12 protein-coding genes are annotated in these 13164 nt (G+C 57.7%); 6 read left to right on the forward strand and 6 right to left on the reverse strand.

Annotation, left to right across the window (positions count from 1 at the left end):
- Positions 1–6 precede the first annotated feature (6 nt).
- Positions 7–780 carry an NAD kinase gene (locus AB4Y85_RS16890; RefSeq protein ID WP_441986085.1) on the reverse strand — a complete coding sequence of 258 codons (774 nt, stop codon included), beginning with the start codon at positions 778–780 and terminating at the stop codon, positions 7–9.
- A gap of 57 nt (positions 781–837) precedes the next feature.
- Here AB4Y85_RS16890 and cutA point away from each other — a divergent pair, with 57 nt between their 5' ends.
- Positions 838–1161 (forward strand): divalent-cation tolerance protein CutA, encoded by a 324-nt coding sequence (gene cutA, locus AB4Y85_RS16895; RefSeq protein WP_441986086.1) that lies wholly within the window; start codon positions 838–840, stop codon positions 1159–1161.
- Positions 1162–1179: 18 nt separating this feature from the next.
- On the opposite strand, the gene AB4Y85_RS16900 is transcribed toward cutA, so the two are convergent.
- Positions 1180–2160 carry an MBL fold metallo-hydrolase gene (locus tag AB4Y85_RS16900; RefSeq protein ID WP_441986087.1) on the reverse strand — a complete coding sequence of 327 codons (981 nt, stop codon included), beginning with the start codon at positions 2158–2160 and terminating at the stop codon, positions 1180–1182.
- 85 nt (positions 2161–2245) lie between these two features.
- Positions 2246–3049, reverse strand: a complete 804-nt coding sequence (locus AB4Y85_RS16905; protein WP_441986088.1) for a TrmH family RNA methyltransferase — start codon at positions 3047–3049, stop codon at positions 2246–2248.
- 130 nt (positions 3050–3179) lie between these two features.
- Here AB4Y85_RS16905 and AB4Y85_RS16910 point away from each other — a divergent pair, with 130 nt between their 5' ends.
- A complete protein-coding gene (locus AB4Y85_RS16910) occupies positions 3180–3353 on the forward strand; it encodes a hypothetical protein (RefSeq protein ID WP_441986089.1) in 174 nt (57 codons plus the stop codon).
- Positions 3354–3398: 45 nt separating this feature from the next.
- Here AB4Y85_RS16910 and AB4Y85_RS16915 read toward each other — a convergent pair whose 3' ends face one another.
- Together AB4Y85_RS16915 and AB4Y85_RS16920 are read right to left on the reverse strand one after the other, a co-directional pair.
- On the reverse strand, positions 3399–4883 hold the full coding sequence (locus AB4Y85_RS16915; protein ID WP_441986090.1) for a lipopolysaccharide biosynthesis protein: 1485 nt from the start codon (positions 4881–4883) through the stop codon (positions 3399–3401).
- 69 nt (positions 4884–4952) lie between these two features.
- The gene (locus AB4Y85_RS16920) at positions 4953–5810 is read right to left on the reverse strand and encodes a glycosyltransferase (protein ID WP_441986091.1); all 858 of its coding nucleotides are present in this window, start codon (positions 5808–5810) and stop codon (positions 4953–4955) included.
- 175 nt (positions 5811–5985) lie between these two features.
- Between AB4Y85_RS16920 and AB4Y85_RS16925 the strand changes: the two genes are divergently transcribed.
- From AB4Y85_RS16925 to AB4Y85_RS16940, 4 genes are all read left to right on the forward strand, one after another.
- Positions 5986–7074, forward strand: coding sequence for a glycosyltransferase family 8 protein (locus tag AB4Y85_RS16925; RefSeq protein ID WP_441986092.1), 1089 nt, complete (start codon positions 5986–5988; stop codon positions 7072–7074).
- Positions 7075–7389: 315 nt separating this feature from the next.
- Complete coding sequence (locus AB4Y85_RS16930; protein ID WP_441986093.1) at positions 7390–8676, forward strand: polysaccharide biosynthesis/export family protein; 1287 nt, start codon at positions 7390–7392, stop codon at positions 8674–8676.
- A gap of 31 nt (positions 8677–8707) precedes the next feature.
- The gene (locus AB4Y85_RS16935; protein WP_441986094.1) at positions 8708–9904 is read left to right on the forward strand and encodes a glycosyltransferase family 4 protein; all 1197 of its coding nucleotides are present in this window, start codon (positions 8708–8710) and stop codon (positions 9902–9904) included.
- 397 nt (positions 9905–10301) lie between these two features.
- Positions 10302–11888 carry a family 16 glycosylhydrolase gene (locus tag AB4Y85_RS16940; RefSeq protein WP_441986095.1) on the forward strand — a complete coding sequence of 529 codons (1587 nt, stop codon included), beginning with the start codon at positions 10302–10304 and terminating at the stop codon, positions 11886–11888.
- A gap of 96 nt (positions 11889–11984) precedes the next feature.
- On the opposite strand, the gene AB4Y85_RS16945 is transcribed toward AB4Y85_RS16940, so the two are convergent.
- A complete protein-coding gene (locus AB4Y85_RS16945) occupies positions 11985–12677 on the reverse strand; it encodes an ATP-grasp fold amidoligase family protein (protein WP_441986096.1) in 693 nt (230 codons plus the stop codon).
- Positions 12678–13164: the final 487 nt, after the last annotated feature.

A 13164-nucleotide genomic window follows, 5' to 3' on the forward strand; every position in this document is an offset into this window, starting at 1 on the left:
AAGATTTCAATAACCGAATTGCTCGCGCAGGATTCGTTCGTCGAGAGAGTGGCCGGGGTCGTGCAGCATCACGAGATCGACGCTTCTGTCCATGGACACATGCACTCGCGCCACGTTGCGGAATTCCGTGTGGTCGGCCACCGCGCTCACAGGGCGGTTCTCGGGTTCCAGCACTTCGATCTCGATCTTTCCATGATCCGGCAGAAGCGCTCCGCGCCAGCGGCGGGGGCGGAAGGCGGAAATCGGTGTAAGTGCGAGAAGCGGCGAGTTCAGCGGCAGGATCGGGCCGCCGACGGAGAGGTTATAGGCCGTCGAGCCCGCAGGAGTCGCGACGAGAATACCGTCGGCGATCAATTCGGGAATGCGCACACGGTTGTCGATGCTCACCCGAAGCTTTCCGGCCTGATAGGTCTGCCGCAACATGGAGACCTCGTTGATGGCGCGGGCGGTATGCGCCATGCCAGTCACGTCCCAGGTGACCATGAGGAGAGGGTGGACGACGCTGCGTTCGGCATTCTCCAAACGCTCGAACAGGTCTTCGCCTCTGAATTCGTTCATCAGGAACCCGACGGTTCCCTTGTTCATGCCGTAGATCGGCTTCGCCGTGCCCATGAAGGCATGCAGGGTCTGCAGCATGAGGCCGTCGCCGCCGAGCGCCACGATGACGTCGGCGTCTTCCGGAGCCACATGGGCATAGCGGCCCTGCAGGTCCTGAAGCGCGCTCTGCGCGTCAGGGGCTTCGCTGGCCACGAATGCAATGCTGTTGAAACGGCGGGCCATGCCCAAATACCCTCGTTACGCCCCAACCGGCTGCGACAATCCTTTGAGAGGCATAGCATGGATCGCCCACTCCTCGTCTATACAACCTTTCCCGATATGGACACGGCTCTTTCCATCGGCGAATCGCTCGTGCGCGATGGTCTGATCGCCTGCATCAATGCGCTGCCTGGGATGCGCTCGGTCTATGCTTGGAAGGGAGAGGTAGAGCGGGGCGAGGAGGTCGTCGGCATTCTCAAGACGCGAAAGAGCCTTCAGGAGCGGGTGCAGCAGGCTCTGAAGGAGCGGCACCCCTACGAGACGCCTGTCATGTTCTTCATCGAGCCCATAGGGGCGGATGTGGCCACCCTGGAATGGATCTTCGGGGAAACGGCGGGCGGCTGAGCCGCCCGCGCTCTTAATTCAGACCGCCGCGCTCCACTGCACCGGTACGAAGCGGAAGCCATTGCCGTCCTTCGCGATATGGCCCGTGGCCGGGAAGGGAGCGTGATAGAAGGCGACCTGGGCGCGCTCGCTGGCGGCCATGTCGAGCATCTTGCGGCGAGTGGCGCGGGCTTGGTCCGCATCCATGTCGAACACCGCCGACCAGTCCGGATTACGGACGAAGAGGGCCGGGTGGTTCGTCACGTCTGACATGATCATCAGCTTAGCCTGCCCGGAGGAGAGCATGTAGGCCGTGTGGCCGGGCGTATGTCCGGGGGCTGCGATGCTGGTGAGGCCGGGCACGACCTCCTTGTCCATCTCATAGCGCTTCACGTTGTTCGCGATGGGGCTGAACACGCGGCGCGCGCCCTGGAAGGCGCCCTTCATGCCCTCGGGCGCCTGGTTCATGCGGGCATCGTCCATCCAGAAAGCCCACTCTGCTTCCGGCACCATCACTTCGGCGTTCGGGAATACCGCCGTGCCGTCCTTCAAGCGCAGGCCGTTGATGTGGTCGCCGTGGAAATGGCTGATGACGACCGTGTGCACTTGGGCCGGGTCGAAGCCTGCTGCGCGGAAATTCGCCATCCAGCGGCCGGAGGTCGGAGCGCCTGAATCGCCGTTGCCGGTATCGATGAGGGTGATCTTGCCGCCCTGGTTCAGCACGAGGGTGTTGAAGGTCAGCGGCAATGAATCCGTCGGCAGGAAAGCGTCCTGCAGTGCGGCCTGCACATCCTTGAGCTCGGCGTTCTTGATGAAGCCCTCGACTGGACGGCGGGCGAAGCCATCATTGATCACCGTCACTTCGATATCGCCGACCTTGTAGCGATAGAAGCCGGGGGCTTGGCGCGCATCGGCGCTGGGTGCTGGGGTGGAACTCGTCTGGGCCAAGGCGGCGGAGCCTCCAATAGGTGCAGCCGCAAGCGCGGTGCCGGCAAGAATCGTACGGCGTGTCATGGTCATGAAGATCGTCCTCCCGGAATCGATGCCTAGAGCCTAGAACGGCCACGCTTCGAAGCAAGGGACGAACATCTTCACAAGTCGGCGATCAGGCGGAGGTTCCCGATGCCAAATGATGCAGGGCGATACCGCTCGTGGTGGCGACATTGAGGGAATCGAAGCCGCCGCTCATGGGGATCGAGACGGTGCGGGCTTGGTTCAGTAGATCGGGCGGAAGGCCCGGACCCTCGGCTCCGAGGAGCAGGGCAGTGCGCCGCGCCGGTTTCACTTGGGACAGGACTTCGCGCCCAGCAGGTGAGAGCGCAATGACCTCGAAGGACGCCGCCTGAAGAGCCTCGACCATCGCGGTGGCGGAAACTGCCCGGGTGAAGGGCACCACGAGCGCCCCGCCCACGGACACGCGGATGGCCTTGCGATAGAGCGGGTCGCAGCTCTCCTGATCAAGCAGCAGGCCTTGGGCGCCGAAGGCGGCGGCGTTGCGGAAGATGCCGCCCACATTGTCATGATTGGCAAGCCCGATCAGGCCCACGACGAGGGCGTCAGTGGGCATGCGGCTCAGGAACTCCTCGACGGGTGGCAGGGCCGGGGGCTTGGCGACGGCCAGAATGCCCCGGTGGATCGGGAAGCCGACGATAGCGTCCATCACCGCACGGTTGGCCGTGTAGACCGGCACGTCCGGCTTCAGGGCAGTCAGCGCATCGGCGAGGCTCTCTAGCCTGTTTTCCGCCAGAAGCAGCGACTCGATTTCGAACCGAGACTGCTTCAGCAACACGCGCAGAACCACCTCTCCCTCGGCGATGAAGCGATGCTGCCGGCCCACGAGATCCCGCTCGCGCACGGCGCGGTAGGGCTCGATCCGGGGATCGTCGGGGTCGAGAATCGGAATCGGCATAGGTGTGACTCAGTTGTGCTCCGATGTCCTGCCTATGGCGATCCGCGAGCGGGAACAACGACTTTATCTCCCGGTTAGCCCCTCAGACTGAGTTAGGGCCGCGCTGCGCGGCTACCTTGGGAGACATTGTATGTTCGATATCGCAGACGGCTGGGTCTGGGCCCTCGTGATCATCGGTGGTCCGCTGCTGATGGGTATTTTTCTTTACATGTACACCGGCCGCCGCAACCAGCTGACGCCGACGGAAAAAAGGATGTCCGACCAGGCGGCTCGCGAGAACTGGGGCAAGGAAGAGATCCGCTAGCACCCTGGCTCCGTCAGGCTGCTTGAGGCGGGTTCTAGCCTCCCGTCACTTCCTTGATCGTAGAGACGATAGCAGGTTCACTAGCGCGCGCTCTGCCCCGGCCTTCCTTCCCTGCAGGTGCCAGATCGTGAAGAGCGATACGCCATAGACAAGAGCACCTAGAAAAATCAGGCCGACGAGTTGCAATGCCAGGGCGATATGGTCCTGACTCGACCCCAAGATTGATTTTGCGAGGCTGACGGCTAGAGCCATGAGAAGGGCGCTCGTTGCGGCGCGCCAGATGCCCGCAAACTGATCCTTCACGGTGACGCCGATCAACTGGCGGGTCACGCCGACGCTGATCGCCGAATGGATAATCCCCGCGCAGACGCGTCCGACCAAAAGGCCCATCAATCCCCCGGCAAACAGCCCTCCGACCGTCAGCGGCATGCGGATCAAAAAGCCCAGGACATCGCGCCAGAAGATCACCCTTGTGCGACCCATTGCGAGCGCCAAAGGCTGGTTGGCGGTTGTGACCGTTTGAATGGCGAACAGCACGGACACGGCCTGCATGATCGGAATGGTCGGCAGCCATTGCTGCCCCAGGATGAGAGGAACGAGCCGGTCCGCGACGAGCGCAAAGCCAAGGCCCATCGGACAGCCGAGCGTGAATGTCAGGGACTGAATCTCGCGATAGGCTCGGGCCAGCTTCGCCGGATTGCCTTGAATGAGAGAAAAGGCAGGCACCAGGGCCTGAAAGAGCGGCACCGTCGTCACCCTTGTCGCGATGGCCGCGACATCCGAACCTACCGTGTAGAACCCGAGCGGCTTGGTGCCGAGATATGCGCCGATGAACAGGCTGTCGGAGCGCCAGTTGAGGGTGTTGATCGCCTCTGAGAGCGTGAGCCATATGGAAAACGAAAGCAGATCACGCGAGCCGGCAAGGGAGAGCTTGGGTCGATAGGGAGCGAAGTAATAGCTCAACACAACGGGGATGATCTGCAAAACCGCTGCGCTTGCAACAATGGCCCAATAGCTTTTCAGCAAGAGCCCGATGATGATGGCCGTTGCAGTGGAGAAGACCTTCGCGCTCACGTTCTGGACGAAGTCGGGCCAGAAGATGAGACGCTTGTTGAGGATCGCCAGTTTAGGGCTGCTCAGGCCGCTGCAGAACACGACTCCGCCAAGAGCTATGAAGATGGGGACCAGCCTGTCGTCGCCATAGAATCTGGCCATGGGAAATGCGCAGACTGCACATAGGATCGCGAGTACGACGGCCCGCATGAGATTCAAGGTCCAGGCCGCGTCGATGTGTTTGGCAGTAATATCGGGAAGACTGATGAGAGCCGTCGAAAGGGAGATGTTCGTGAACGCGGTGATGACAGCCAGGGCGCTTGTGGCAATGGCTACCAATCCGAAATCGGACGGGGTCAGCAATCGTGCCAGGACAACGGTGCTCAGCAGGCCGATCGCATTGACGATCAATCTCGAAGACGCCAGCCAGAAGGCGCCGCGCCCAAGCCGGCCTCTAACAGAGTCTTTTTGATCCAAGGCCGTCGCCTTTCCGGAACAATGAACGCGAGATCATGTGTGATGCATGAGGCTGCCGCCGGCCTCCCGTCATATGCTGCGAGCCTGGATCTGACGCCGGAACATGCGCGCGAAGCCTCTTGGCCAGAAGCCCCAGCTCACCATACGCATCCAATCGGCAAGTCCAGGATAGATACCGTATTTGGGGGAGATCAGTTGCAGGAAGAGTTGCTGTTTCCTTCGTCCGGTGATTTCAGGATGCTTCGTCAGCATCCGCTCAAACGCTTTTCTGACCCGGGTTCCGTCCGCCGAAATGCGGTCGGTGCGCGGAGACAGGTCAATATAATAGCTATGCAGATCGACGAGCCTACCCGATCCGTATCGCTTCAGCATGCGGTAGTAGAGCTCCAGATCCTGCCAGGCGGGCATATCCTCGTCGAACAAGCCGCATTCGATGAAATGCGCTTTCGGCGCAAACACCTGATTGCCGACGACGTTCTGGATCAGGAGATCGTGAGCCTCCGCGAAGCCCGGCTTTTTCCAGGATGTGTCTACGCGATTTGAGCTGGTTGCGACATCCTGCGAATAGAGAAACGCCGGCGTCACACCTGCATCGGCAAACAACTTCCAAGCCGCGACGAAGGTCGCGGTACGATCAGGATGGAAGAAGTCGTCATCGTCCAAGCCTGTGATGAACTGGCCGGTTGCGGCGGAAATGGCTCGATTGCGCGCTTTTGGAGCACCGCCCGGGCTTTCGTTCCGAAATGCCAGGACCCGGTTGTCCGATGCAGAGATTTCCTCGATGAACCTCCATGAATCGTCCGTCGAGGCATCATCCACGATCACGGTTTCAATGTCGGTATAGCTTTGCTCCAAAACCGAGCGGACCGCCTTTTCGAGCGAGCGGCGGCGATTGCGGGTTGGAATGTAGATCGAAACCTTCTCCATTACCTCCGCCCTTCCATTCCCTTGAGAAGTACATGCAACCTTCCGGCTTGCTTGAGGCGCGATGGCAGGTCCGCAGAACATTCGCCAAATATGGCGAGATGATAGGTGCTGGTGCACAACGCTGAATTTTTCACGAAACCGATCTGCTCCAATCTCGCTCGCCAGGACTACCTCCGTGGTGACGTCAGTCGCGATGAAGAAGCGAGATCAATTGATCTCGTATGCCGGTGAGCGAAGTTGCCCTGCCGCGCAAATGTCGCTTTCTCTCGACTACGATAGACCGATCATGAAGGACAGATTGGTCGTCTTCACAACCGATAGGGATTTTGTCGTCCCGACGATTGCGGCGGCGCTCCAGATCGCCAGCCAGGAGCGCGTCTCGGCTGTTGCCGACCTTCTCGTGTACCTGATTGGCGTCACTATTGATGAAAGCAGGGCGCTTCATCGCTGTTTCGGTGAGTACATCACATTCGAGCGCATGGAGGCTGAACACTTCCTGCCGCCGAAGGGCACTGTTTTCAACCAGACGCATGTCTCAGAAGCGACGCTCGCCCGCCTCGTCTTGGGAGATCTGCTGCCCGAGCAATATGAGCACATCATCTATCTCGATGGTGACATTTACATCAATGGCGACATATCTCCATTGATCATGCACACGGTGGAGAAGGGAAGGATCCTCGCCGCATGTGATGGGGTATGGCTTTTGGACGGCGAGTCCAGTCAACGATGGAGAGAGACCAGAACATACCTTGATGATTTGGGAATTGCCGACCCGAGGGACTACTTCAATGCAGGTGTCCTGGCCTTCAGGCGCTCAAGCTGGAAGATGTTTTCCAGCAAGGCTATGCAATACTATCTTGGCCGTTCCGTAAATTGCCGCTTCCACGATCAAAGCGCTCTCAATGCGGTCTGTATCGGCAGCAGGGACATCCTGAGCCCTGCCTATAACTTCACATCGCTTTACGCCAATCTCGATAGGGCCGACGCCTATGACGTCCGCATTATTCACTTTACGGGTGGCATGAAACCCTGGTTCTACGATGGCCCACCCTGGAATGGGCGGTTTTTAAACGTCTATCAGGACGTTTTGGATCGTTATCCAACTCTTCGGGCTTTTCATCGCGAGGCGGGGTCATCTACCAGGAAGGCCATGCAGCGTGCCTATTGGAAGCATGTCCGAAACTCACTTCTGATGCCGTGGCGCATCCCTGTTCAAAGGCGAAAGCTGGAGCGTTACCTCCATGAAACCAGATTTGCATTCTGATCGCAGAGCCTTGCGGCTGAGCTTAAGGACGCGATACGGCACAATAAGGCGTGACTTGACTGGTCATATTTCGCCCTACAATGTTGTGTTGCTCTTACCGGCTTCAGCCTGCGGGCTGTTCTCAGAGCCTTTGCCAAGTTTCTTTGCCAAGTGTCAGTGAGCGTCTCTACCTGCATATTCGACGCAATCGTGAATCTTTAAGAGCCTGAACTTCGATTTGTATCAGCATCAGTTTTGTTTAGCCCCGGCTTCATATCCGGAGCCATTCGTGGGCATGAGTACGAACGACTGTCGGGATTTTTTGAGGATGGTCTTATGTCTAAACAGCGGCGGCCGTCACGATACCGGATTTGCAGCTTTCTGGCTCTCGCGCTTTTTGCATCGCCAACCTTGGCTGCTGAGTACAAGCTGGCGCCGGGCGATGCGGTGGAGTTTGCCATCACCGGGACCACGGAGGAGCGCCAGCCCGTCGCGATCGATGTGGACGGACAGGCCTCGTTTCCCTTGATCGGGCCTATTCCTGCATCGGGTCTCAGTATTGCGGAATTGCGGGAGCATTTGCAGCAACGACTCTCGCAACAGGTTTACCAGACCGCGACAGGGTCCATGAGGGTGATTGAAGCGCGCGATATCAATCTGCGACTTCTGTCCTATCGGCCGATATACGTGACAGGCGATGTCGCGCGCACAGGGGAGGTGCCATTCAAGCCCGGACTTACAGTACGGCAAGCAGTCGTCGTCAGCGGCGGCTATGACCTTCTGCGCACGGAAGAGGACAAGTCGCAGCTTCGGGCCATCGATATCGAAAGCCAACACTCGGCCAGCCTGATCGACTTATCGAAGGAGACGGCCCGCGTTTGGCGCCTCAAGGCAAGTCTCGGCCAGAAGGAGCCGCTGGACCATGCGAGTCTTCCACCGCTTGACTCGAAAATCCTTTCAAACATCACTCGACTGCAGGAGGATATTCTGTCCGTCCAGCAAACCGACTACGAGAACCAGAAGGGCATCCTCGTGGCGGCTATCAAGGCCGCCGAGGTGCGGGTGTCTACTCTTTCGGAGCAGGTCAAGAACGAGAGTGAGGGCGCGAAGCTGGACGAAGAGGAATTGAAGCGTGTGAAGGAGCTTTCCGCCAAAAGCATCGTGCCTGTCACGCGAGTGACTGAAGTTCGCCGAGCAGCGCTTCTCGCATCGAGCCGTGCGCTACAGACAGGTGTCGCCGCCGAATACGCAAAGAAAGAACTGGATGAATTCAAATCACGCCTTCAGCGGCACGAGGACACATATAGGATGGCCAACATCAAGGAATTGGAGGAAGCCAATTCCAGGTTGGAGACGCTTCGGGTGCAGACGGCAAGCTTGCGGGAGCGGGTGCTGCTGACATCCACTGCAAAAACCGATGCGCTGCTCGCCGCAAAGGCGGGGATGATTATCGTGATCTATCGTAAAATGGAAACGGGCGTCGCCCAACTGGACGCAGCCGAGGATACCGAGCTTCAGCCTGGGGATACGGTGGAGGTTCATCTTCGGGTGGGACTCGGAGCCAATGCAGTGAGCCATGCGCCAATAGTACCGGGGGCCGCAATCGCCTCGACAGACCGCTGAATGTAAGGTCCCATTGATGGCGGGGGAGCTCATGAGCCGTCCGGAAACCTCATTGCAGGGGCAAGGTTACGTCTCTCTCGCGGTCATTGCCTTTGAATTTCCGCCTTTTCCAGGCGGCATCTCGACCTATGCCGATAACATTGCGCGGACAATAGCCAGAACACACCCAGTCACCATCATAGCACCCCGATACGATGAGGTGATGCCGGTCGATCACGGTATGTCAGTCTATCGCCCGCTGCGGCATCAGACCTTGAACATCCGGGGCGTATCGAAGGCGCTATGGAAACTCGCACGCATGGAGAAAAGAACGCTTCTGCATTGCGCGGATATTCGCTCCGGCCTAGTCGGGCTGCTTGCAAATGTCAGCTACGGTCGTCCCTATACTGTCATGGTTCACGGGAGCGAAGTGCTGAAAATTTCGCCCAAACGCCCCGATTATCCGCTGCTCAAGTCGATCTACCGGAGAGCCCGGCGCGTCGTTGCAAATTCCGCATCGACGGCCGGTATGCTGAAAGAGCGCATCGATGGGTTGAACGAGTGTGTAGTCGCTCATCTCGGAGTGGATGGAGATTGGTTCGACGAGATCATCGGACCATTCACGTCCCCGCAGCTCTCCAAGCTTCAAGCTGACGACAATGTCTTCTGTACCTTGGGACGCCTCGAGCGCCGCAAGGGCCACCTGACGGCGCTCAAGGCCATTACTGAGTATCAGCGTTTGAGCGAGTACGGGAACATCAAATACGTGATTGCGGGAAAGGTGATCGATCCTGCTTACGAGGCCGAGATCCGCGCTGCGGCCGCCGAACTTCCGTTCGAGGTCATCCTGACTGGCGCGCTCGCAAAGGAAGACATACGGCGCCTGTTTCGCATGGCACGATGTCAGTTGCTGCTCGCCGCTTCAATGGTTGATAAAATCGAAGGCTTCGGCTTGGTCATCCTCGAGGCTGCCGCGCAAGGTTGCCCCACTATTGCAACGCGAGTCGGAGGCATTCCCGAGGTCATCGAAAACGGCATTACGGGCTACGTCACCGACGAGGGAGACGTCCCTGCGGCCGCTCTGGCGATCGAGCGGATCCAGGATCACACCAGCAACGCCGCCATGCGGATTCATTGCCTAACTCACGCGCAAACCTTCACATGGGAGCGATGCGCTCATGCAAGCTTTGACGCGCTCCTTGCATTCGAAGGAGGCGCATCCCGTGATCTTCAAAGCAGTGGCCGTTGAAGAGCACATGGCCGCGCAATTTTCGCCATGATCTGTCGAGTATAGTGAGGTCGGGCCGACGCGCAGGCGACCAGGTACGTCGTGCTTGCTCACAGCTCTTCGTGGCCCTTGCTGGCGAGCTGATCAAAAAATGGGTTGACCGAAGCAGCAAGTCTGAATTACTCGTATTATATAGTAATAAATAGTAAAAAACTCATACTATAAGATCAATTTCACAAAGGGGGCTGCAATTGATTGATTTTATTCGTGTCTAGCGCGCCTTAGGGCCGCTCACCCGCCATTCAAGATTCAAATCCCTTCTGCTGCGTTAGCAGCATAATCTTTCATTGCGCTAATATTCCCAGCGGAGGCATCAACTCGCTTCCTCCGGAAGGGCGCGTTTAATCATAGTGAAAAAATGGCTCTCTCTATCAATACTTGGACTAAGCAATACGCTGGCACGCCTCTCAACCTGAGCGGTTATACCACCACATTCCACGATTCATTCGACACGCTCAGCATTTCTCCGAACAGTACCGGAACGCGCTGGTCGTCGGGCGGCACATATGACTTCGGTTCCGCGACGTTCGAGGATTCGGTCGGAGCGGATGGTCCGTTCAAGGTTGCGAACGGAAATCTGACGATCAAAATGGAGAAGGTGGGCGGCAAGTGGCAGTCCGGCGCCATCCAGTCCGTCAATGGATGGGGCGCGGGCTTCGCTCAGCAGTATGGCTACTTTGAAGTTCGCGCCAAGTTCCCCGAGGGCTACGGCTCATGGCCGGCCTTCTTCCTGAACTCGCAGAACCGGTACGGTAATCCGACGGCGCATCCGAGCACGGTCCGCACCGAGTTCGATATCGTCGAAGCTTACGGCGGCGATCCGGATGGTCACCATACCGTCGCTCACATTAGGCAGGACTCTTCCAAGGCCCACCTGCACCAGTCTCTCTATTCGGACCTGCCGGGGTCGATGTTCGATGGTCAGTTCCACACCTATGGCGGCCTTGTCACGCCGGATTGGATGATCACGTACATGGACGGCAAGGAAATTGCCCGAATGAAGACGGTGGATGCGTTCAAGACGCCGCTCTACATGGTGCTGGATCTCGCCATGCTGCCCGCCGAGGCCTCGAAGGCATCTGGCACCTACGAGATGGTCGTGGATTATGTGAAGGCCTATGCCAGCGGGTCCAGCAGCCCGCCCCCTATGCCGATTCCGAACACCCCGACAGGCCCTGTGACGCTGAACGGCAAATCGTCGAATGACGTTCTGACGGGTACTAAGTTCGCCGACAAGCTTTACGGACACGGCGGTAACGACCAACTCAAGGGCCTTGACGGGAACGACACGTTGGATGGCGGTGCGGGTGCCGACACGATGATCGGCGGCGCCGGCGACGACACATATTATGTCGATAACGTCGGTGACGTGATCATCGAGGAGAGCTGGAGCGGATCTGACACTGTCATGAGCACCATCGATTTCACGCTGTCTACGCATCTCAACAACATCACACTTCTGGGCAGTGCGAACATCAACGGCACCGGCAATTCCAGTGACAATGTCCTGGTCGGAAACTGGGTCAACAACAAGCTCTCAGGGGGAGGCGGCAACGACCGGCTGGATGGCCGCTCCGGCAACGACACGTTGGATGGTGGTGCCGGTAACGATACGCTGACCGGTGGCGCGGGCCACGACGTGTTCGTGTTCAGCACGTCGCGCAACGCCTCCAACAACGTGGATCGGATCACTGACTTCAGCATCGCGGACGACACGATCCACCTGAAAAGCAGCGTATTCCCGAATGCGAGCCTTGGAACTCTGGCAAGCGATGCCTTCGTCACCGGAACCCGCGCGCTCGATTCTGGCGACCGGGTGATCTACGGCCGGGCCCAAGGGAAGATCTATTATGATGCAGATGGCACGGGAAGCGCCGCTGCCGTGCTCTTCGCACAGGTCAACAAAGGTCTGGCGCTCACCCACGCCGACTTCATGATCATCTAAGCAACCGGCATCTATGAATGGAAAAAGGGCGCTCCCTGCGGGCGCCCTTTCTCTTGATCGATACGGCTTGAGGATATCGGTGAGCCGCCTTCGGCTCTACCGTCGATCAGGATCGAACAGGGAGGCCCATTGCTTGTCGGCGCATAAGGGATTGAAACACATCAAACCGGCGCCGGGCGTGAATGTCATCTCGCCAAAGTAGATCTTTCCTCCAAGAGAGTAGAGGTCGACCCGGACATAATTCAAATCACTGGACAGAATTCTCGCCACGTTGAGCATCTCTTCCAGATTCTCAGGAGGCTGTACCTGCGTCGGCGGCAGGGATTTATATCCATGACTGAGGGGGATGGCCTCCCAGTCCGCAGTGAAGAAATTCACCTTGTGATCGCCGAAACGATCGAAATGGACTTGAATGATTTGAGTGAGAGCATCGTTGCGCCGAAAACAATGGATTTTATAATCGTTCGGCTGAACGCCACGATCAATCAGCAGCTCTTCGAACATGATCCGAGGCGGGATTTCCTTATAGTGGCGCTCTCGGCGGACATGATAAAAATTCTGTCCTAGCCAGTGTTGCGCTTTCTTGCGCAGAAATTCGGTATTCCGGCCGTCATTATCCCGCACAAACTCGTTCCATCCGCACCCGTGGCTTGCCTTCATGGCGAAGGATGAGGGCAGTTCTTCGAACTGAATGCTCTCCATGTCCGTGGTGATCTTATAAACCGGAATGAGATACCGCTCTCCTACACGTTCGCGAACATAGTCGCGAACCTTAACCTTGTCGGTCAAAGGAGCGAAATGCGGCTGCGGATATAGTCTTCTGAATGCAATGCGATCGGTAAACCATGGCTGATTTTTAAAATCTGGTATGCGGCTATGTACCCGGTAATGAGTAAGGAATACATTCGCGAGGTCACTCGTATAACCATATACCAAGCGTTTCGCTGATGACCTGAGCATTGCTTTATCACTGAACTCTGTCGAGAGTGGCTCGAAGCGAGTGGGTTTCAGTTATTACACACTAAACGCAGGTGTAGAGCGTCGACAAATATAAATAAGCAATTGCCGGCGAATAACAGGAAGCATGGATTGGCAATTGCCAGACATTTCTGCCATAAGGTAAATTCTTTGACGCGCTCGACGTAATTTTGCTCATACATTATTTAGCGAGTGAAGATTTTGCTGTCCGGCTTAGCTTTCGTATAAGAAGATTATACGTAGATGTACTCTGAAGCGCGAATGGTCACGCTGTCGAGTCAGTATACTCAAAAACTTG

It is taken from the genome of Microvirga sp. 2YAF29 (assembly GCF_052114605.1).
In the GTDB taxonomy this organism is placed as follows: domain Bacteria; phylum Pseudomonadota; class Alphaproteobacteria; order Rhizobiales; family Beijerinckiaceae; genus Microvirga.

Coding starts and splice junctions, on each gene's coding strand:
- AB4Y85_RS16890 (WP_441986085.1), bottom strand. CDS start 780: ATGGCCCGCCGTTTCAACAGCATTGCATTCGTGGCCAGCGAAGCCCCT.
- cutA (WP_441986086.1), top strand. CDS start 838: ATGGATCGCCCACTCCTCGTCTATACAACCTTTCCCGATATGGACACG.
- AB4Y85_RS16900 (WP_441986087.1), bottom strand. CDS start 2,160: ATGACCATGACACGCCGTACGATTCTTGCCGGCACCGCGCTTGCGGCT.
- AB4Y85_RS16905 (WP_441986088.1), bottom strand. CDS start 3,049: ATGCCGATTCCGATTCTCGACCCCGACGATCCCCGGATCGAGCCCTAC.
- AB4Y85_RS16910 (WP_441986089.1), top strand. CDS start 3,180: ATGTTCGATATCGCAGACGGCTGGGTCTGGGCCCTCGTGATCATCGGT.
- AB4Y85_RS16920 (WP_441986091.1), bottom strand. CDS start 5,810: ATGGAGAAGGTTTCGATCTACATTCCAACCCGCAATCGCCGCCGCTCG.
- AB4Y85_RS16930 (WP_441986093.1), top strand. CDS start 7,390: ATGTCTAAACAGCGGCGGCCGTCACGATACCGGATTTGCAGCTTTCTG.
- AB4Y85_RS16935 (WP_441986094.1), top strand. CDS start 8,708: ATGAGCCGTCCGGAAACCTCATTGCAGGGGCAAGGTTACGTCTCTCTC.
- AB4Y85_RS16940 (WP_441986095.1), top strand. CDS start 10,302: ATGGCTCTCTCTATCAATACTTGGACTAAGCAATACGCTGGCACGCCT.